Source organism: Bacillus sp. AC266 (genome assembly GCF_979253805.1).
This window is the reverse complement of record NZ_CEEDEC010000006.1, coordinates 145,111-167,367: the sequence shown is the minus strand read 5'-3', so window position 1 is coordinate 167,367 and position 22,257 is coordinate 145,111. Positions and strand designations below refer to the sequence as shown.

The window sequence follows — 22,257 nt, the reverse complement described above, 5'->3', positions numbered from 1 at the left end:
TTTAACTTTTAGCGTTGGATTAAAATCATGTTTTCAATTGGAATTTGCGCCTGTTGATGAATCTTCCCAAAAATCTCATTCAGAATATACTCCACTTCAACTTGCTCCAATGGTCGTGGTGCCTCAAAATCAGAATTAAGTTTTATTCGTATTTCCAGTCGATCTTGAATTTCATTTAATGGTGTATCGAGATAAAGAATTCTGTAGTATAAAACACCATCTTCAATGCTTTTTTGAATCATATCTCTTGTTTGATGAATAAATGTAACCTCTGCAAGCTCAATGAAAGGATTGTCTATCGTTACTCCGCTATTCCAAGTTAGATTCCAAATCTCACAATGTTCTTCCGCATGCACAACAACTCCATTTACTGAAGGCGTAATTGCAAAAAGACGATCTACAGGAACTTTAGTTAAAGTAGTGGTATCCCCATTTACTAGTTCCAATCCTTTTTCCAATCGTTCGTGTTCAAACGCGCATTCAGCGCCAGCAAATGCAATTTCGCAAAATACTTGTTCTAGTAATGGACGAATCCCCTCAAATGTTCGTATTGCAAATACACTAAATTCCTGTGTTTCATCTGTTCGAATGATTTCATATAATTCAAACTCAGATGCATTAACTAAAGCAAAAGGAATATCTTTAATAAGATTCGAATCAGTATATAGCTCCTCTGGAATGTGGGTTTCAGGATGATGTACAAACTCAAGGCATAGTTGATATCCTTTTAAAAATGCATTCTTGGCTGCTGCTGGGAATAGAGTTTCAAAGCGCTTTACATTGTTCTTAAATTTCTTTTCTTCAACTTCGTTATTAAACTCCCTTTCTTGTAGGATATTAGCTTTGTTACCTAACAATAAAAAGTAATGATTAATGATACGACTAATACTTTCTTCAAACATTGAATTATCCTCACAATACTTTGCAAATCTCTCTTTACTCATGCTTACAATTTCATTCATAGTTCTGATTTCTCCCTTTCAAATGTTATTAATACATAAAAAAAGACACACCGATGGCAGGTTATGTGCCTTCGGTGTGTCCGTTTAGCTAAAGAATGAATCTATTAATTCGTATATTTCTCTTAATAAATTGTTGTTCATGTATTAGAATACATCTCTGAATTTTAAAAGTCAACAGTTTCAAAAAATCCTAATGCTAATATATTCACTTATATTTTTCGTATTTTTTATGTATCTAATCTAAAGAAAACAATATTTCAAATAAAAATATATTCAAGTATTTTATATAAATAATACAAGAATCATATATAACTAAACTCAATTATTAAATATAAAGAGAAAATACAAGTGCTTATGAATCCTTATATACCATACGTTCTTTTATAATAAACCAAATTACATATCGTACTATCCCCATTACATACAAGTAATGAATCATAAAAAACACAAATTAAGAAGCTACATATCATATTACTAAGAATTCACAGGTTTTAATATATAGTATTAAGATAATCACAAGTATTGAATCGAATTATAAACAAAATGAATCGTATCCAAAAGCAGCATAAACTGTTTATATATTTACGTAAAAGTGCCGATAAAGACATTTCCTTAACAAAAAAACATGTCCTCAAATTAAAGAACATGCCAAATAACCCTTGCTTTTATGTGATTTTTTAACAAGGGCTGCTGCTTACTATATTTTTTAAGATTTTATGAAGTCTGGATAGGCACCATTTTGATTATAATAATTCATCATTACATCGTGTCTTTCTTCTACAGACAAGCTTTTTTCCGTAAAATCAGTCCAGGATTCTCTAAATTGTACTCGCATAAATGCAGGAATAGAGAATATTTCTTGCTCTTTCGTATAATTTTCAACCTGATCTAATGCATAAGTCATTGCGGTAATCAGTAATTCGTTTTGTTTTTCCTTTGTTGGCATGTATGCAGCAATGTCCACAATTTCCTGTTTAAATGCAATCATCATATTTTCACGATCTTTCTTTCGTAATGATTGTCCCATATATTTTAAACGAGATACTGCTTCCTTTCTGCATTTCGCTACTGGCCTATGTAAATCTTTTTTATCATTCTCAATTACGCAGTTTGAAGAAAACACCACATTGAACTTTTCAATGATGACTTGTTTCACCTGTTTTCTAACACGCGCTATGCGAGAGTCGCTAGACTTCTTTTCCTTAGAATCAATTGCTGTAAATTGCACAATTGGTTTTAAAATTTCTATGTATTGTCGTACCTTCTTTGCATTACGATTCAATTTATCCTTTAAAAAACCCATTCTTCTTGTAATCTCGAACTCTTGAATCTGGTGCTTATAATGCTCCATACCAATTTTTCTCGAAAAAGTATTTATTAATTCTAATAGGAACATAATCCCTCTGTTATCACGAGCCTTTACAAGACTACTAAGTATAGTTGTTTGAATAAGATGAAATGGAATTCGGAAATATGATAGTGATATATCTGTAGTTTTTGTAGTTTCTGCAACAGTATGGTTATACAAGTCATAATCTACAACCTCATATACAGTACGATTTCCAACAGGTGTCTCTTTTACGAGCTTACGCTCCAAGCAAACTTGAAACCCCGTATAAATTGTTGTGTAGGGAATCCCACTGTTCTTAGCAAGATCCATGATTTGAAATTCACGTGGTAGCATTCCTATATCATTACATTCAAAGTGAAGCAAGATATAAGTAGCTAAAGCTGAAGATGGTAATTCTTTTCGTTCATTTTCTAGTTTTACGATGTTCAATAATCCATCGAAAAACTTAACCCCATGTACTTTAAAGTTCTGTTGGGAAAAAGTCATTTGCGTATTCATAGTTTTCTTTTACTCCCCTCCCAAAAAACACAAAAAAGACACACCGCTGGCAGGTAATGCGCCTTCGGTGTGTCCGTTTAGCAAATTTTTTTATTTACTTATTTGTATATAATTCTTAAACAATTGATATTCATGTATAAGATTATCTTTATAAAATTAAAATGTCAATACATTTTCTCATTTAAGTTTTATAAGAAATAAAACCTATAATTGGTTTAATTAGAAGTTGTACCGTAGATATCTTCTTACTGTTAATAATATGCGTTCGACTTCCTATCATTTCCATTTGAACAGACTTTCCCCATAACAACCACACTTTTTTTAGCGTAACACTATCAGTATGTCCAAGTTTAGGAGATTACTTGCAAAAAACTTTAGTGTTTTGCACCAAAACCTTGCAACCTTTATATACAGCCGGATTTTCAAAACTACTTAGTACATAATTAACTCACATATTAATATTATGTAAACAATTAAACCTCATTCCAGAGAACGCATTCACATTAACATATCAACTGACATTAACATGTAATGAAATTCCCATTGTTAAATGTTGATTTCATATCAACATTTAACAATGGGACAAGTATACACACACATTCATTTGACAGCATTAGCAACCTTATAAGAAACCCTTCTAAATGACTAGAATTATAAATACCTATAGAACCTGCCCGGGCTTGCACCAGAGTTAAAAGCTAACAAAATATAATAAAACTTATAAACCAATACATACTTCAGTGTATTAATAACCTCTATAACAAATCTCAATTAATTTTTTGATATATTTCACCTAAATAAACACTACTTCGATGGAGCTTCAAAATTCACCCTTAACTCTATGAAACTAAACCCTTAACAAGTTGTCCTTTTAGTTGATACAAAATTAACAATAAGTATAGCATCGTATTCAAATATCAATCTCTTGTTAATAGCATTATAGTTTCATGTTAATGATAATAATATAGATATTCTTAACAGTATCCCTCAATAACCGGTCAACATGTTAATTTCATTCTCTTTATTCACTTTGTTATTTGCACACATAGTTAATCAATTAACACCAACAAGGTATTGATCGACTTGTTTAGATGATCAGAAGGAAACTTTAGTACATTTAACCTTCATATTAAAGTGTTCTATAAAATCTATCACTATATATTTATTTTATTTTCATATTAATCAAAGCGATTATTGAACATTCTATATTGAAAGTGCCCTATATGGAAGACCACCGTAGATACAGCAGGCGCCCGTGATTGTTTTAGTTGATAAGACATTAACACTGATGAGAGGTTGTTCTTATGCAACTTATTTCATATCAACGTCACATTCTATGTTAATGTCAATGCAAAACCAAGATTTGCCCTGAATCGAATGTTTTTCACCTTTATTAAAAAACAAGATGTTTTATGTTAGATAAATAACGTCTTTAAGCTGTTTAAAAACTACTAGTATTAAATTAACTATGCAAACCCAACCAAGTTATCCTATACCATATTAAGATACTCGTACATTTCACATTAATGGCAGCGTAGAGTGGGAATTAACTCTTACAGTTTATTTATCTTGATTCTGATCCTATATCGCTAAGTACATTTAAATTCACCAAACAATACTAATGTAGTAGTATTATTACCTTTTTTTCTAGTTTTTATACATTATAATTTAAATTCCTTAGTTTAGTATGCTTGTTTTTCCATAGTATACTTTAATTATATCCTTATAACTTATTTACAAAACACCTATATTTCCTTATCATTAATATTAAGTGACATGATTTGTTAATCTCATGGCAACTATCATTAATCTTACTAGCATAAAAGATAGGTATTTCCATCGATAGAACATTACCATTTAGACACTTAGAGTTAACAGTAATATCAACAAATTAAGCGTATTCCGTGTTAACAGTTAATGTTTTGTTAACAAACATTCAGTTACATGTTAATTTTATATTTCATGTCAATTACTGAATAGGTAGGGATTTGCATGATTATTATCGAAATAATGCCTAACATGTCAATTTCAGTTCACATGTTAATTACAAATCGGGTGTTTATGAGTGATTTTTAAGGAGGTAGTTACAGTGATTGACCAAAAAAACGAATCACAAGACCATCAAACTAATGATGATGACATATTAAATGATACTGTTTTTGAAAAAGCATGGCGAATAACTGAATTTTCTAAACTGGTCGGACGTCATCATAATACTGTTTATAATTGGTTCAACATTCTAGAGGAAAAAGGGCTTCACGAAACTTTAAGAACCCAAAACACAAACGAAAAACTCTATAATACGTTAGATCTTGAAATTGCTCTATTTATAAAACAAAAAAGAGATGAAAAATGGTCTTTAGATGCCATTATTGACCTTTTACCACACCAGTTTGATTTAAGACCAGTTTCACCAGAGAATCAAACAAATGAAGTATCTACCGAATTAAACCTTCAAGCCGCTGCAGAAATTATCGAAAAAATGGTAACTAAGCAGTTAGAGGAAAAAATAAAACATATTGAATCTCATTATGAAGAAAGGGTTGAAAATATACTAAAGCAGTTACCACAACCAGAAGATGTAGAAACCATAAAATTACGCCAACGCCAAGATAGACTGGATAATTTCATTATTGAGCATAGAGCACGTCAGGAATTAAGAAAACAAGCAGAAAGCCTGTGGAATAGTAAACCTGAAGAAGAGCGTACTAGAAAAGTAGGATGGTTTAAAAAAGAGGAAGATTTGGGTAGAAAACAACTCTTCATTGAGCAGTACATACAGGATAATATTATTGATTATATAAAATCTCTTATGAATACTGTGGAATAACAAAAAAGTCTGGATCTTTCTCCAGACTTTTTCGTTATTTTGTAGTACCGAACATCTTATCTGGATCTAGAAAATCCGCTAATTCATCATCTTCATTTGCTCCAGCATCTTTATTTTCTTCATCACTACCCATATCAATAAAATCTCCAAATGCAAAGCCTAAGTCGTCATCATCATCTACATTCTCTATTGTACTAATTTGAGACTTTGTGTACTGAATTTGGCTTTGTCTTTCTTTAAACTCATTAAATTCTTCAACTAAACCTTTAGATAACCTTGATGGTAATGCATCAGTTTTATAGAACGTATATACACTTCCTAAGAAATCATTCTTACTTACTAAATACCCGTTAAAAACGGTACCATTTATAGGTAGATTATTTGAAACTTCTACTTTAGCATCATCCATAAAGGAATCATCAATGTTTTTTTGCTCATCTAAGATAGCCAGCATGCCAAAATGATGTACTCTTGACGCTTCAACAGAACCATCGTTATTTTTCTTCATCAAATCAATTGGAGGATGGAATGAGCTTCCTCTTAATGACTCTTGGAACATCTCTATAATTGCATGGCTATTTTCTATCTGGTTCATATTGCGTGAAACCTTATTAATAACTAAACAGCCCGTTTTCTCAAGTAAAATACGTTTAAAGTCTTGAGAATCAAGTATTACAGATGTACCAGATCCATTGGCAGCAGTATTTAACTCATGAATAATCTCACTAATGCGTTGATTTGCATAGTCTCGTGAATTGGCAATACCTTTTTTCTCATTTTCATTTAATTTCTTAAATTCATCATAAAAGTGCTGGTTATCAGCAAATACTACAAATGCTACACCTTTTGATTTATCATTTGCTAATTTCCAAATCTCCTGTGAAAATTTATTTACTTGTCGTAATACATCTGGCCCATCTGCTCGGACAGGCAGTGTTACAACAATCCCCATTTTTATAAAGTCTTTGCGTTCAATAGCATTTTCAAAGGCGATTCTCGTAAACTTCGCTTGATTTGCTTTTATTTCAGCCATTGGGTATTGCTGAGCAACTTTTTGTAATTCTTGTCTAATTACTGGCTTATTATGAAAAGCCGAAAACTCTTCAATGGCCTTAATGATTGTAGAAGTTCCTGTGCCTCCACCAAGTCCTGCAAAAAACAAAACAAGTTCATCAGATGGTCTTACACGTTCAGTTATAAATTCTTTTAATTTTTCTTTTGCGTCATCATTTGAATCAAGAACCTTTACCGCACGCTCAGGGTTTTTACCTAAACCACCTAATTTAAGTGAAACTTGATTGCTTTTTGGTACATTTTTTAGTTCGGCTAGATCCCCATCATTACTATTTAGCGCTAAGCAGTTATATACTGCTGTTCCGTCTGTATGTTTATATTCCGCAAATTTATCTACCATTCTAGTACCAGCTTGACCAAAACCAATCATCGTCATTTTAACTGCTACTTCATTCTTCAAGAAGTTTTTTGCCATTATTTTATCTCTCCTTATTCACTTTTTTTTCTTTTCCCTAATTCAATAAGTACTTGTTGTCCTCTATAAGTTGAGATTAAAAATTTATATGGGTGCATAGTCTTTTCATAAATTAAAGACATTGATGATAATGTACTCACACTTATTTCAGCTGAACGCCTTGATATATTTGTACGTTCAACTTCTAATGAATAAGATTTTCCTTTTGTTTTCTTTACTCTCCTGTCAATAACTACATTTTCCACTATTTCATTAATGGATATGCCCCTCATATATTTGGTCTCTTGAAATTGTTTGTTTACTACGTTTCCTATGTATAGAAATACACTGTATAGTATCTCGTCTTGTTCAAGAATATCAGCAAACATGTTTACTACTTCATCTGCAAACTTGATTGTTTGATATTTTCCACTTAAAACCTCGTTCAAGTTGTCCCCCCCTTAAAGCATTGGTTAATTATTCCTAGAAACATAGTACATCATTATACGTCGTATATCAAGTCATTCTATATAAAACTTATATATAGAACTTATAAGTCTTTTAATAGAAGCAATCCGTATTTTACATCGGTTCTTATATACGATGTATATATAAAGCGTATATATGATATATCAATCTCACACTTCATGTAATTCACATTTTAACAAGGATTGATTTACTATCATGACTACATGAAATGAACATATCAAAAAATAGCTCTATTTTATTAACATAAAACTTATAAATTATCAATCCAAAACCTTGTGCATTTTATATATACACTTTGTATATACAGCGTACATTAAACAATATATATATCAATAAATTTCATTCTTATATATATCAATTTCACATCAACACTACAAAGTAAGCGGTACATATAAGTTGCATGTACAAGACTTATATGTACCGCTTATATAATAATGAGGGAAAAGTTCTGTATTTTAATAATTAACATTGCACTCATCTATTTATATTGATTAAAAGCTTCCATTAAGTTTCTTTAAAAATTCATACTTCATTTTTCCTTCATTAACAATTTGCTTTTACATGATTCATCTCTTGTTAGAAAAGGGATTGTTAATGTTATGTTAATGTATTTCTTCACTTAACTCTGTTATTAATTCGCATAACTGTGTATGCAGTAAAAACAAGGGTGCTGCATGTGAATCCAATTTCTTATCAATTTCTTATCAATTTCAGTCATTCCTAAAAATCTATTAGGGAAGATTGTTAATTTCATATCCACAAAATCACTCGATTATTTCGTTAAACACTTTGTAGGTTAAAATGATTGAGAAGTTTACTTCGATCGTTCTGACATTTTTACTCCATTATTTTCATATGAACAAAAGACGGTATCTCAAAATTTATTATGTAGTTTTATGGTTTAGTGAATGGGGAGTCTATGAAATCTATATTAAGGTAAAGAGCCCATGGACGTATTTATACCGTGCCGTTGATTCAGAAAGAAATAACATTAATTTTCATCTAAGTAAATTGATGATTCAACACAAAAGGAAAAGCCTAAAAAAAATGGAATCTCGCACTGAACCAGTAGTAGAAGTAGACACTCAATCACAAAAAAGAAATTAATAATCTAATAACGAGGAAAGAAAATCACTCTTTGTTATCAAAATCCTTTTTATAATTCTTGAATAATTTCAATCCATAAAAATCTTAATATTCCTATCTACGTCTTGTTAGGACGGTATAACATCACTTTATTAGTGATTTTTCTTTTGAATGCTTGTTAGGTATCTAGCAGTACCCCGTCCTAACAATCAGAACAATCTCGTAAATCCCATTAAATCAATAATTTTCTACAGATTTATAAAGCAAGTTATCATCCCAACTTTGGAGTACAAGAGTAGGTATCTCTAGAAGGCAAATCCACTCATTCATTTTTTCTTGTTTTACAACCAATATTTAGATGTACTAGTATATATAAAATGATACTTATTTAGTTTTAGTTTAATTTAAGATACGAGGTGTATATAGTGTTCAAAAAAGTGTATAAATATAAACGACCAGGTACCCAAAAATATTTTCATCTAAAAGAAGCAGACATATTTGTTTTTACAGTTTTATATTACAAAAGAGCCCTTACAACACGTCAAATCACTACGTTATATAGTGCATTTGAGGGGAGGGAATGTTCAGAAGCAAGCGTATTTACAAAACTCGACCGATACTCCCAATATGGTGCTATCCTAACTAAAAAAATAGATAAAAGGGATGACAGTATAACAAAACGCGCTTTATTTTCCTTGAAAGAGAAAATAATTGAATTCTTAAAAGAGATAGGGAAGCTCCCACCTGGCGCTTCAAAAAAAAGATATTCACGTATAAATTCACTTCACACTTTATGTTCACGTGAGGTTCTTGTTCGTACTCTACTAGCTACTACAGAGAAGACACAAAACAATGAGATATTATATAAATTAGATATCCGCTCTTATTACCTGAAGAAAAATATGAAAATTGAGGATGGCCAGTTACCGGTGATACCTGATGAACACATTTCATATCAAGATAAAAATATCTATATTGAAATGGATATGTGTAAAGAAACCAATTCTACCTTAGTTGAAAAAGTAGGGAAGTATGTAGAATATGCTCAAAAAACGAAGGACAATGTTTCAGTTATTTTTGTCATGTACGACAAATCAATGTTCCTTGCAGAAGAAGCAGAACCACCATACGTACGTATGAAGAATCTATTATTTTCTATGCGGGAGTATCACGAACTTTTAATGACAATACCTAATCTAAATATGTACGTCTGCTCACTTAAAGATGCTGGAGACCTTATTTCAGATATCATTCTTGGAAAAGATGACAACCAAAATTTCGAACAAGATATTCTTGTGCCTTTATCTCAACGTACAGTAGGGGATGCTGAGTGGCGTTATGCATTTGTTGAGAACGTACAAACATTTAAGGAACCAATAGATGGCGGTCTACGTCGAACTTATAGGAGAGACAAAGACGTTATACAAGATTTCTTCTTTATTTTTGGGAACGAAAATGATTACCGAATGATCGCTAGATTAGATGACGTCGTGTTTTCAAGAAGAGAAGGGGATGACGGTGTTCCACTTGTAGTTATCTATCCTAAACGTGAAAAGCCCAGAGATATTCTTCTGATGGACACTTATGAAAATGTACGACTGCTATCAATCCAAAATGAAAGTATCCATATAGACACGGATGAACAGATCATGGTACGTACTGCAAATAACGTTCATCCGAAAAGACGTAAACTTGTTGAGTTATATTAATCTATTATTTTTTATATAACACTATATAATTTTATTGATTTTCATTATTTAAAGTGGTAGAATAGCGTTTGAACATATAATTAAAACTACAATCAAATCAGAACATATGAATTAAGGCAAGCGACACACGCTGTTTTTACAGTGGGTGTCGCTTGCCTTTTTTTCATTTGGAGAAAGGTGGAAAATGAAAATGAATTTGCAATTTACAACTGCATCAACAGCCAATGGGGGAGTGCTTTCTGTGAGAGAGGCATTAGCAAATCCAGAACTAGTACTTGAACATATTACAGAAGAAGGTGCGGAGTTCAGCGTTTCACTACAAGATATTCAAATACCTGGTAAGCCTAATTATTATTGGTACGACGTATTGATTGAAACTGCAGCTGCTAAGAAAATAGAAGTGAATATTGCTGTACTTTCTCAAGAAGAATATGACAAGCTTTGTGAAAAAGCTAGTATCGACCTATATTTAAAACAGACTGAAGATACAGCGAAGTTCTTTCTAGAAAAATCAAAAGAGCGATTTAATCCAGAGTTACAAGATCGTTTTACATTCCGCCATAAAGCTCAGCTGTTTCTGTAAGGAATAGGTGAGCCTATATGGATACGTTTAAGCAAAGGTTACCTTTATTTACAACTATTACACTAATTAGCGCATTTATTATTTCTTTTGGAGTCGGTTTAATAAACTATATAAAGTTACTATACTATGCATTTGAACCACCGTCTTATCCTATAGAAATTACATATGTACCACTTATCTTAATGTTCTTCTCTTTATTTCTAGGAGAATTTAGTTTTCGTTTCTACAGCCGTATTCCAGCTCTACATGTGAAAAATGGGAAACTTTTCATTCTAATTGCTTCACACATCGCAGTTGATATCCAATTCTTATGGTTTTCAACTGCTCCAATTCACGCAAAAGTTATCCCTTATCTCACGGATAAAGCAACGCATGTTAATTTTGGTGAATATCAGGCAGTAGGCCAAGTATTAACGGGGAATTTCCACACATTAACCATGATATTTGTGTTTTTACCGACTGTATTTATGATCTTGTTTACTCTTTGGTATAGCGGGCATATTGTTCGTTACCGGGAAGAAATTTTAAAATGGGTACAAAAATATGAATACAAAAACCATAAGTTACAAAAATGGTTTAATAGTCAAGAACAACAAATATATCCTGATGTAGAAATTGGTCCTCATATTGAGCATAAAGAAATGGTTCGTATCAAAGGGAAAGATAGAACACTAAACGTAATCATTATTGGTCCGATTGGTTCTGGTAAAACATCTAGTTTAATCATTCCGATGATTAATCAAGATTTACACTGGATGGTACGTTTCATTAATAAGTTCGAAAATGCTTATAAAAAAAATGATTATGATACGGAAGAAGTAAAAGGGACCTTTTTAAATGGTGTTACTGTAATTGAACCTAGTAATGATTTATGTCAGAAAGTATACAAATTAGTTCAAGCACACAAAATTCCTGAAAGCTCTGTTTACTATATTGATCCAACTAATCCAGATACAAAAAACATAAACATTCTGCGTGGACCAGTTGATAAGGTAGCAGAAGTGTTCGCGATGGTTATTCAAGGTTTATCTGAATCAAACAATGCATTCTTTGAGCAAGCACAGCGTAACCACCTTAAGCAACATATCTATTTATTAAAGCTGCACAACCCGCAAAAAGATGTAACCTTCGATGACTTGATAGAGATGTATGATGATGTAGAACGTGTCCATCGTATGCATAAACTGTTAAAAGTACAGGTGGAAAAGTTATACGATTTTGTTCAAACTGGCGCTGCTTCGCGGGACCAGAACAACGAATATAAAATTATAAAAGGGATAGATGAGTGGTTTGATAATACCATTCGAGAAAAAACAGATTCTCAAGGCGAACCTGCGGTTTATAAAAAAGGGAAATACCGCGGGCACCCCATGCATTATGATAGAGAAGAAGAATATGTAAAAGGATTACGTAATATTTTAAAAGACCTTGCTTCGAACGTACTAATACGACGAGTTTTATTTGGTAAATCCGATTTCGATTTTGATGTACATTTAGAACAAGGTGGAATTTTACTAGTAAATACGGCAAAAGGGGAATTGGCAGACCTTTCTAACGTATTAGGAAAATTCGTCTTACTTAGTATGCAGAATGCTGTATTCCGCAGAGAACCAAACGTTTCACCATACCACCATATAATTGTCGATGAATTCCCAGATTACGTTGTCCGCCCGTTTAAAGAATTCCCTGCACAATCTCGTAAATATAAAGTAATCCTGACAATTGCAAGCCAAACACTATCTCAATTAGCTCTCGATTTCACAGAGCAGTACATGTTTACCTTACTGGGCTCATTCCGTAACAAAATGATATTTGGAGATGTTACGCCATATGATGCAAAGATTTTCTCTGACATGTTTGGCGAAAAAGAGGAATTTAAAGAATCTGAATCTGAACAAGGCATTTCTCCTATGCAAGAGAATCCCGTTAGTCGTTTAGGATCAACCTATCAAAAAACAAAAGAAGTGGTTATGTCGCCAGGGGATATTATGGCACAAGGTGCATTTATTTGTGCTGCTCGTATCGTACAAGATAATCATGTGCAGCCTGTACAACAAATCACAAGTAATTTTGTACCCAAAGAAGAGTTTGCTAAAGCGATTATTCAAGTTGACGAAAAACTAGGGCAATATTGGGGAAATGAGCGTCTCATTCTAATTAAGGAATCTATTACTAAAGCAAATCCAATGAAGCACGTAAATGCAGAGAATATGAAAACAATAGAACCATTACCACCTATACAGAATGATACGATGGAGCAGAACAATTCTATAGGAACAGACGAGGGACAACAGCACATTGTCTCATTGGATAATTATAAGGTGAATAAATCTGAACCTGAAACAAAAGAAGTCGAAGATATAGTTGTATCAAATACATCCATTGCTAATGAACAACAGACAAGCCACAACGAGAAAGATGAAGAGGACACTTCTCTATATGAAGAGATTAAAAGCTTCGTAATTGAATCACAGCAAGTCTCGCCATCCCTGCTGCAAAGAAAATTTAGGATTGGCTATATGAAGACAGCGCGATTAATTGAGAAGTTAGAACAAAATCTAGTTGTCAGCTCCTATACAGGAAAAGAACCTCGTAAAGTTCTAATTTCAAAAGACAATAGTAGTCCACTATCGCCAGAGGCGTCTGATATAAATTCTACCGTCTTGTACGAAACAAATTCCGATAAAAGTATTCCTCAAGTAGTAGCCATTCCAAGCGAAGACAAGGAGGCCGTGCTTGAAGAGACAAGCTTTTTTAAAGATATCTTATATGATGATGTTATAATTTTTGTGAAGCAATCCAGGGCGGCTTCCCTATCGGCATTGCAGGATAAATTTAATATTGGTTCTACACGTGCCTCACGCTTACTAGATGCCTTACAACGTCATGGAGTCTTAAATGACATAGACACGCAACAAAAGTTGGAATGTGTAACACCTGAAATACATGAAGAGGTAGTTGAAGAAATAATCACGGAAGTAATTGAGCTAAAGCCAGAGGATATAGTAGATTCCTATGAAATAGATATGGATGTGGCCGAACTTAACAAAGGTTTATCCATTTCTATAATGGAACAAGAGTGGAACACAGATGCTTCAATTGAGACGGAGCTTTCAATTAAAACCGAACCATTCCAAGAGGAGTTACAAGAAGAAGTAAATACACTGCAAATAGCGGAAGAATCAGAAACAGATATTGGTGAAAAGCTGATTCCAGTTATAGAAGCAGTAGATTTTACAGAAGAAAACAAACTAGATGACGAAGTTGCAAAAGTTTACGAATCAATTAGTGCTACTGTTCATAAAAACTTAGAAAAAAACATGGTAGAAAACACAAAAAACACTGAAGAGCAACAAGAGTATAGCCGTATGACCTATAAAGAACGTCAAGAACGTCTCAAGGCTCAACAGAAAAATAAGTATAGTGGTGCACAGCCACTGTCATATAGAAATGAACAACCTAAGAAAAATACATCTAACGTGATGAGTAAGGAATTAAACGATATATTTGATTAATATAGCCTTTCAATTAGAACAATACTTTGAAATTAATGAGAGATGTTGACTTGTAATAAAATCACGATGTTATTACAAAAGCTTTATTGCCGATTAATAAAAGAATTGTTTCTAAAAATGGTGTGAATTGGAATTTCACACCTGTACCTTTGAAATAAAATCGTACTGTTTATAAGAATGAGGTACCTTTTTTAAAAAAGTTATACCACTTTATCCCTTTGTATAAAGGGATATTTTTTGTGCGTATTTTTAATTACAAAAAACATTTTGTCAAAAATACTTTACGAATTGTAAGAAATAAATTACAATCTTTTCAAGAGGTGTTGCTATTGTTACATAATAAAATTGTGGTATGTCGAGCAGAAAAAAGTTGGACTCAAGAAGAACTGGCAAAAAGAGTGGGTGTTAGTCGTCAAACTATCGCTACTCTTGAAAAAAATAAATATAATCCTTCTCTAATTCTTGCTTTTAAAATTGCAAATATATTTGAAAAGTCAATAACTGACGTGTTCGATTATCAGGAGGAGTGAGACATATGTTGTGGTTAAAATCTTTATTTTTAGTTTTAATATTCATCAGTCAGATGTATGTAATAAAATTTCAATCAAGTGATGAAGCAAAAGACGAAAGAGGAAGAGAAATTCAATATAAAACAAATAATGTGTTGTACAACATCCTATCTTTAGGTATCATTGCCATTATTATTTTTCAATCGATAGATATTGTTCCTTCAGAATTTCTACCTGATTTATTGTTATATTTTGTACTTTCATTAAGTGTGCTAGGCAGTATTATTATATTTATCAACAGAAACAGGAAAAATTACTGATATATTGTACTAGTTAGTTGTTTTATAATGTTCTGTTAGACGATTGAACAGTATGTTTCTTTAAAAATGAATTTTATTAATATCCTTAAACCAACAGTTGCATTTGCTTAAGTGGACAGCATAAAATATTTGAAGTTGATCCAAATAACACTTGCATAAATCCCCTAATACCATTATATTAAAATTAATAATTATATAAACAAAACATAACTTACGTGAAGGACACACCTTACGTACCATTCCAACGGTACAGGTGTGTCCTTTTTTACATTCTAGGAGGAAAAATAGGATGACAGTAGAGAAAGAAACAACACACGTTGCAGAAGAACTAGGGATGGCTTTTGAACAAGAAATCACAGTAGGAGACACACAAGTAGAAACAAACTTTAATCAATTTGAGCGAGTACGTGAGCATGAATTAGAAGAGTTAGCTCGTATGAAACGTGAACGTATTATAGGTAAAGGCTTAATTACAGTAGTCTCTGAAAAGTTGTTCCCAACTAAAAATGGTAAATCAGAACGCATACCCGTACTTACGATGCAAATTGGTACCCATACAACTGCATACTGCCCAATTACAGAGGCGGGGATAACAATTCCTAAGAATCCTCAATGGCTAGTTGGTAGAACAAAACCTGTTATCATTGAGCATTTCCAAAAGACAGAGGAAGGGAACTTTGCTGTTGTATCAATCACAGCAGGAGAGCTCGCATTACAAAAAAGATTATATGATGAAGTAACCTCACAAGGTGGGAATAAAGTATACACAGGAACAGTTTCAGGTCATATTCCAACTGCACAAACCGTTCTGGTTGAAGTCCATGGTGTAACTATAGGAGTAAGGTACTCACATTGGTCACATTCATTTGTACGTCCGGAGGATATTATTATTGGTGATGTTGTAGAGCTCATTATCGATAAAGTAGTAGAAAAGAACGGCCGCTATGAATTTAGAGGAAATAAAAAGAAACTAGAAACAGATCCAATGGAAAAGCTATTAGATCTTAAGAAGCGACGTGACCGTTTTGTAGGTAAAATTGTAGGTGTAGATGCCATTGCTGGTATTTTCGTAGAAGTTGCACCTGGTATTCAATTTAAAGGATTAAAGAGCCGTAATCTTGCTAATCCAACTCCAGAAGATGCAATTAACCAAACAATCGTTACATGTGAGCTGCTTAATATTGATCCAAAAAATCGCAGAGGAACTGTACGTATTTTAAATTATCCTCAAGGCCAAAGTAAAAAATCTAGTTCTGCAATCTTTCAATTTTAATGAATGACTATGCGTACAATAGAGAATCAAATGTCTCCATATCTCCCTTCCGTCCCACATTTATCAAATGAGGACGCACAGGGACTTCAGGTATATCGGATACATAGTCTGGATAAAACCTATGTATTCCATTCCTATGACGAATTAGTTACGTTTAAGCAGCGTTTAACAGAAGAACAGCATGCAATACTAACTTTCATCGGTATTCATACATCTGTTCGTTTTAATCATTTATTATATCTATTCAAAGATAAGTTTTCGCGTAAGAGAATTAATGATGCACTTCAAGGACTACTTTACTATCGTCTCATTGAAAAATGGCAAGTAGAGATTTTTGATATGGAAATTCTTGAGGAGGCTTATACGTTATCCGATAATGGGTTTAAGCTCTTAAAGTACTGGCAAGGAAATATGTTTTACTTTGCTCCAGAGCGCCTTGATAATCACGGCAAATACGTTCACCTACGTTATTGGCATGATATAGACTTACTTTGCCATTTACGCTATGCTCCGTCCTTTGTGGGGCATATTATGCATCCATCTATAAGTAAAGGGGTTTTTACCCCTCCTTTAAGTTTTGTAGTAAGCGGTGGAGAAGATCGTAAGTTTAATTTTGTTGTATACTCCACCTTATTATCAGATACAAAGGATCGATTAAAACGGATTATTGCTAGATGGAAGACTTTTGTAGAGTCAGGGAAAGATGTTATTATGCAAGACCTGGGGAATAACCCTACAATCTTAGTTATTTATGTTTCTACTGAAAAACAGGCAAAACAAATTAATAATGATTTACTACTTGATTTAATTCCTGGTAAAGTATTGCTATGTATAGGAGAAACCTTACATTCTCAAGGATTACAACACGCTTTTTATCAGCCTCTTGCAGAAGGGGAGATGAAGCAATTAAATACAAAGTTATTCAAAACAAATTAAGCCACCCTTGCAAGCTATTGCTTTCTTTTAAAGGGTGGCTTGTTTACTTTTACAAATAGAGATGATTTGCGTGCTTTATCATTTGAAATCATCAAAAACCACGATGTTATCGGTATAGAAGATTTGCAAGTATCGAATATGCTAAAGAATCATAAGTTAGCAAAAGCAATTAGTGAGGTATCATGGTCACAGTTTCGAACCATGTTGGAATATAAAGCAAAATGGTACGGCAAACAAGTCATTATCGTATCGAAAACATTTGCTTCAAGCCAATTATGTTCTTGTTGTGGATATCAAAACAAAGACGTTAAAAATCTAAACCTACGTAAATGGGACTGCCCTTCTTGTAGTACACATCATGATAGAGATATTAACGCAAGTATCAATCTAAAGAATGAAGAAATAAAGCTTCTAACCGCAAGGACTGCGGGGATAGCCTAATAAATTAGAGTTCGATAGAACTCTTTACTTAGGAATCCTCCACTTCTAAACGAAGTGAAAGTGGGGGTAGTTCAATGCTTTGTATTCGCTGCTTAAACTCTTTCGGTAAACAGTTATTTTCTTTTTTAAACAACTTATAAAACTGTGACATGTTTGCAATTCCAACTTCGCATCCGACATCTGTAATACTAAGGTCACTTGTTATTAATAAACTCTCAGCTTGTTTGATGCGCTTATAATTCACATAATCTAAAAAGGAAATACCCATAATTCTTTTAAAGTATTTGATGAAATAATGATAGCTTAAATTTATTAATGCACATGCTTTGGTTACGGTTATCTTTTCTCCTAAATGATTTTCTACATAATCAAGTACTGGTTTTAAACGAGCAAAGTCGTCTTGTTCACTATAATTTAATATATTATGTGTGTCGTTTCTTACTAGTAATAAAAGTAATTTCTTAATGGCAGCACTAATTGCGATTTCATATCCGTTCATTTTCATTTTTGATTCTGTAAAGATTTCTGTAATAAGAACATAAGCCTCATGTTTCACCACTTCATTTTGTTCAAAAATATAGTTTAACTCATTTAAGGATTTTGTTTGTTCTGAAAAGCAATGTAAATATTGTATAATGCTTCGGTCAAAGTGTTGTTTTAAATTTACTTGAAACACAACGTAGTGTAACGAACCTGCAGAAGGTTTATGTGACCGATGCAACTCAGATTTCCCCAAAATAAAAACATCTCCAGGGCCAAGAACAATATACTTATCTTTATTTTGTATACCTAAATATCCTTCTATAATTGCTAGAAACTCAATCTCTTCATGATAATGCCAAGGGGCACTCTCAATTTGATTATTATAAGAGGTTTCCATAACAATGTCCCATACCTTTAAAAATAGTAATGGATTTTGATAAATAACCTTTTCTTCAATTGCTTCAGCAAGCTTATTACAAATTCCTTCTGACATAGACGTTTACACCTCCTTATTAGCAATATAACACCTTTATCAAAATGCAATAAGTAAGTTGCCTTATTTCTTATAGAAAAAGGCAACTTTTGATAAAAACATAACGATATATAGCATATTTTTTCAGTAAAAAAATTTCTATAATAATTTCAAATCAAGCAAAAGGAGGATATGATAGTGAATATTTTAAAAGTAGGTGTTATTGGCTGCGGAAGCATCGCGCAGTATCGTCATTTACCAGAATACGAAGCAAACCCATATGTACAGATTGTGGCTGTTTGTGACAGTAATAAAAAACGCGCAAAAGAAATTGCCAATAAGTATGGTGTAAATATGTACACTGACTATAACGAGCTTATCAATTGTGAAGAGTTAGATGCAGTGAGTGTATGTACACCAAATGATTTACATGCATCAATTTCTATCCTTGCTTTACAATCAGGTATCCATGTACTATGTGAAAAGCCAATGGCGACGTCAAAAAAAGATGCGGAAATGATGATTGAAGCTGCTGAAAAAAGCGGTAAAAAGTTAATGATTGGTCATAACCAGCGATTTGTTACTTCTCACCAAAAGGCAAAACAATTGATTAAAAATGGAGAAATCGGAAAAATATATAGCTTCCGTACAGCATTTGGTCATAGTGGTCCTGAAAATTGGAGTGTAGATGGAAAAGAGAGCTGGTTCTTTAAAAAAGATGAAGCGTTTCTTGGTGCAATGGGTGATTTGGGTGTACATAAGGCGGATTTAATTCGGTATATTCTTAATGAAGAAATGACGGAAGTTGGTGCCTTTGTTGAGACGAGTGCAAAAACATTTTCGAATGTAGATGATTGTGCAGTATGTATGTTGAAAACCGAAAGTGGCATTATCGGATCACTTGCAGCAAGTTGGTCTTACGTTAGCAAAGAAGATAATTCAACAATTATTTATGGTGAAAAGGCCACTCTTCGCTTAGAAGATGATCCAACTTACTCACTCATTCTTCAATATAAAAATGGTGAAGTTGTAAAATATGAGCTTGATAAAATTCAATCGAATGCTGCAGTTGGTCAAAGTAATTCACATGTGATTGAGCAATTTGTAGAGTCTATCCTTTCTGATAAAGAGCCGTTAATTAATGGTGTAGAAGGAATGAAATCGCTAGAAGTCATTTTAGCAGCCATACAATCTAGTGAAACAAAACAAATTGTTACAATCCCATTATGAGAAAAGGTGAAGACATGAAGAAACTACGCATTGGAATAATAGGGGCCGGAGGAATCGCACAAGGTCGCCATATCCCTGCATTTGTAAAGTTACATGAATATTGTACGATTACGGCTATACATGATAGAAACATAGAACGCGCAAAACAAATCGCTGAAACATATAACATTCCTTATGTATTTGAAACGTATGAAGAAGTCTTTAAAGAAGTTGATGCTGTTTGTATTTGTACACCTAATAAGTTTCATGCTGAGATTTCTATCGCAGCATTACAAGTAGGGAAACATGTATTATGCGAAAAACCGATGGCTTTAACAGCGGCAGAATGCGAAAAAATGATAGAATCTGCAAAAAACAACGGTAAAAAACTTGCTATCGCTTATCATTATCGTTACATGAAAGAGTCGCAAGTTGCAAAACAAATGATGATAGGTGAGATTGGCACACCTCTTGTTGTTCGTGTAAAAGCACTCCGTCGCCGAAAAGTACCAGGCTGGGGCGTTTTCACAAATAAAGAATTACAAGGCGGAGGAAGTTTAATAGATTACGGTTGTCATCTTCTTGATTTAGCACTTTGGTTAATTGGAAATCCAAAACAAACAGAAGTCATTGGTAGTGTCTATAATGCCGTTAGTAAGCAACCAAATCAAGTAAATATGTGGGGAGAATATGATTATAAAACGTTTCAAGTTGATGATCATGTTACCGCATATATAAAGTTTGAAAATGGGGCATCATTGTTATTTGAAACTTCTTGGGCAGCAAATATTAAAAATGATGAAGAACATGTGAGTATCTCCGGAGTAAACGGTGGAATAAATATTTTTCCAATTGAGTTATATACAATAAAACATAATATGATATTAAATAGTGAACCGGTTTGGATAGCAAATGACGGTGATCCTGGAATTTTGCAAGCAGAAAACTTTGTAAAAGCTTGCTTATACGATGAAGAATTAATTGTAAAGCCTGAGGAATCGCTGCAAGTATCGCAAATTATTGATGCAATTTACGAAAGTGGGAACACACATGAAGAAGAGACGGGAAGATAAATGAAATTAGGAGTATTTACAACACTTTTCTCTCACATGGAATTTGAAGAAATGCTAGATTATGTACAAGCAGCCGGTTTGCATGCAGTAGAAATTGGTACAGGTTGTTATCCTGGAGGTTCGCACTGTAACTTAGATGTATTATTAGAAAGTGAACAAGGCAGAAGCGTATATATAGAACATGTACAAAAAAGAGACTTAATCATTAGCGCTTTTAGTTGTCACGGAAATCCATTATCCCCAGATGCTGCTTTTGCAACAGAATCTCATGAAACATTGTTAAAAACCATTCAACTAGCTTCACTACTAGACGTACCTGTTGTGAATTGTTTTTCAGGCGTAGCAGGTGACCATGAAGACGCAAAATACCCGAATTGGCCTGTTGCACCATGGCCAAATGAATACAATGATATTTTAAAATGGCAATGGGAAGAAAAGCTCATTCCTTATTGGAAACAAGTTGGTGAATTTGCAAAAGAACATGGTGTAAAAATTGGTTTAGAACTTCACGGTGGTTTCTTAGTACATACGCCATATACATTACTAAAACTACGTGAAGAAACATGTAACGCGATAGGTGCTAACTTAGACCCTAGTCATTTATGGTGGCAAGGAATTGACCCTGTCGCCGCTATTAAGTTATTAATGAAAGAAAATGCAATTTATCACTTTCATGCAAAAGACACTTACATCGATCAAGATAATGTAAATATGTATGGTTTAACAGACATGCAGCCCTACGGTAAAGTGAAAACAAGAGCTTGGACGTTCCGTTCTGTTGGTTGTGGCCATAGCTTAGAAGAATGGTCGCAAATGATGAGTGCACTTCGTACATATGGATATGATTATGTTGTAAGTATTGAACACGAAGATCCACTCATGTCTATTCAAGAAGGATTTAAACGTGCCACAAAAAATCTTCAATCTATTTTAATTGAGGAAAATCCTTCACAGATGTGGTGGGTGTAACTTCCTTTAAAAAAAGCAATAAGTAACATTTTTTTCAGAGAAGCCATTCGTAAAAGAATATTAGCTTCTCTTTTTTTTAAA

Annotated in this window: 17 protein-coding genes and 2 pseudogenes; 14 read left to right on the top strand and 5 right to left on the bottom strand. The window is 33.1% G+C overall.

From position 1 onward, the window contains the following. Window positions 1–8: 8 nt before the first annotated feature. Window positions 9–962 (bottom strand): hypothetical protein, encoded by a 954-nt coding sequence (locus tag AC0IXC_RS22895; RefSeq protein WP_326996330.1) that lies wholly within the window; start codon window positions 960–962, stop codon window positions 9–11. A 706-nt stretch (window positions 963–1,668) separates the two neighbouring features. After that, window positions 1,669–2,811 carry a hypothetical protein gene (locus AC0IXC_RS22890; RefSeq protein WP_471653384.1) on the bottom strand — a complete coding sequence of 381 codons (1,143 nt, stop codon included), beginning with the start codon at window positions 2,809–2,811 and terminating at the stop codon, window positions 1,669–1,671. Window positions 2,812–4,900: 2,089 nt separating this feature from the next. Between AC0IXC_RS22890 and AC0IXC_RS22885 the strand changes: the two genes are divergently transcribed. After that, the gene (locus AC0IXC_RS22885; RefSeq protein WP_002069459.1) at window positions 4,901–5,641 is read left to right on the top strand and encodes a MerR family transcriptional regulator; all 741 of its coding nucleotides are present in this window, start codon (window positions 4,901–4,903) and stop codon (window positions 5,639–5,641) included. A gap of 34 nt (window positions 5,642–5,675) precedes the next feature. Here AC0IXC_RS22885 and AC0IXC_RS22880 read toward each other — a convergent pair whose 3' ends face one another. Continuing rightward, window positions 5,676–7,130 carry an FtsZ/tubulin family protein gene (locus AC0IXC_RS22880; protein ID WP_326996328.1) on the bottom strand — a complete coding sequence of 485 codons (1,455 nt, stop codon included), beginning with the start codon at window positions 7,128–7,130 and terminating at the stop codon, window positions 5,676–5,678. Between the two features lie 14 nt (window positions 7,131–7,144). Further along, the gene (locus AC0IXC_RS22875; protein ID WP_326996327.1) at window positions 7,145–7,558 is read right to left on the bottom strand and encodes a hypothetical protein; all 414 of its coding nucleotides are present in this window, start codon (window positions 7,556–7,558) and stop codon (window positions 7,145–7,147) included. A 792-nt stretch (window positions 7,559–8,350) separates the two neighbouring features. On the opposite strand from AC0IXC_RS22875, the pseudogene AC0IXC_RS22870 reads away from it, so the two are divergent. The 10 genes and pseudogenes from AC0IXC_RS22870 to AC0IXC_RS22825 all read left to right on the top strand — a co-directional run. After that, window positions 8,351–8,514, top strand: a pseudogene (locus AC0IXC_RS22870) (replication-relaxation family protein); the annotation flags it as partial. Continuing rightward, window positions 8,508–8,609, top strand: a pseudogene (locus tag AC0IXC_RS22865) (DDE-type integrase/transposase/recombinase); the annotation flags it as partial. The pseudogenes AC0IXC_RS22870 and AC0IXC_RS22865, both read left to right, overlap by 7 nt. A gap of 500 nt (window positions 8,610–9,109) precedes the next feature. Continuing rightward, entirely contained in the window at window positions 9,110–10,393 is a 1,284-nt protein-coding gene (locus AC0IXC_RS22860) for a replication-relaxation family protein (protein ID WP_326996326.1), read from the top strand. A gap of 190 nt (window positions 10,394–10,583) precedes the next feature. Then, complete coding sequence (locus AC0IXC_RS22855; protein ID WP_002166827.1) at window positions 10,584–10,976, top strand: hypothetical protein; 393 nt, start codon at window positions 10,584–10,586, stop codon at window positions 10,974–10,976. 17 nt (window positions 10,977–10,993) lie between these two features. Continuing rightward, a complete protein-coding gene (locus tag AC0IXC_RS22850) occupies window positions 10,994–14,491 on the top strand; it encodes a DNA translocase FtsK (protein ID WP_326996325.1) in 3,498 nt (1,165 codons plus the stop codon). Window positions 14,492–14,820: 329 nt separating this feature from the next. Further along, on the top strand, window positions 14,821–15,021 hold the full coding sequence (locus AC0IXC_RS22845) for a helix-turn-helix transcriptional regulator (RefSeq protein ID WP_002166831.1): 201 nt from the start codon (window positions 14,821–14,823) through the stop codon (window positions 15,019–15,021). Window positions 15,022–15,026: 5 nt separating this feature from the next. Further along, window positions 15,027–15,320 (top strand): hypothetical protein, encoded by a 294-nt coding sequence (locus AC0IXC_RS22840; RefSeq protein WP_002166832.1) that lies wholly within the window; start codon window positions 15,027–15,029, stop codon window positions 15,318–15,320. 289 nt (window positions 15,321–15,609) lie between these two features. After that, on the top strand, window positions 15,610–16,593 hold the full coding sequence (locus AC0IXC_RS22835; protein WP_471653383.1) for an RNA-binding protein: 984 nt from the start codon (window positions 15,610–15,612) through the stop codon (window positions 16,591–16,593). A gap of 3 nt (window positions 16,594–16,596) precedes the next feature. Further along, window positions 16,597–17,529, top strand: coding sequence for a hypothetical protein (locus AC0IXC_RS22830; RefSeq protein WP_326996323.1), 933 nt, complete (start codon window positions 16,597–16,599; stop codon window positions 17,527–17,529). Between the two features lie 39 nt (window positions 17,530–17,568). Next, window positions 17,569–17,970: an RNA-guided endonuclease TnpB family protein gene (locus tag AC0IXC_RS22825; protein ID WP_326996322.1), complete on the top strand. Its 402-nt coding sequence runs from the start codon at window positions 17,569–17,571 to the stop codon at window positions 17,968–17,970. 28 nt (window positions 17,971–17,998) lie between these two features. Here the strand turns inward: AC0IXC_RS22825 and AC0IXC_RS22820 are convergent, their stop codons facing one another. After that, window positions 17,999–18,946 carry an AraC family transcriptional regulator gene (locus AC0IXC_RS22820; protein ID WP_326996321.1) on the bottom strand — a complete coding sequence of 316 codons (948 nt, stop codon included), beginning with the start codon at window positions 18,944–18,946 and terminating at the stop codon, window positions 17,999–18,001. 177 nt (window positions 18,947–19,123) lie between these two features. On the opposite strand from AC0IXC_RS22820, the gene AC0IXC_RS22815 reads away from it, so the two are divergent. The 3 genes from AC0IXC_RS22815 to AC0IXC_RS22805 are packed head-to-tail and all read left to right on the top strand — an operon-like array spanning window position 19,124 to window position 22,176. Then, window positions 19,124–20,155: a Gfo/Idh/MocA family protein gene (locus tag AC0IXC_RS22815; RefSeq protein WP_471653382.1), complete on the top strand. Its 1,032-nt coding sequence runs from the start codon at window positions 19,124–19,126 to the stop codon at window positions 20,153–20,155. A 14-nt stretch (window positions 20,156–20,169) separates the two neighbouring features. Continuing rightward, window positions 20,170–21,207 carry a Gfo/Idh/MocA family protein gene (locus AC0IXC_RS22810; RefSeq protein ID WP_471653381.1) on the top strand — a complete coding sequence of 346 codons (1,038 nt, stop codon included), beginning with the start codon at window positions 20,170–20,172 and terminating at the stop codon, window positions 21,205–21,207. Beyond that, window positions 21,208–22,176 carry a sugar phosphate isomerase/epimerase family protein gene (locus tag AC0IXC_RS22805; RefSeq protein ID WP_471653380.1) on the top strand — a complete coding sequence of 323 codons (969 nt, stop codon included), beginning with the start codon at window positions 21,208–21,210 and terminating at the stop codon, window positions 22,174–22,176. The last annotated feature ends 81 nt before the right edge of the window (window positions 22,177–22,257 follow it).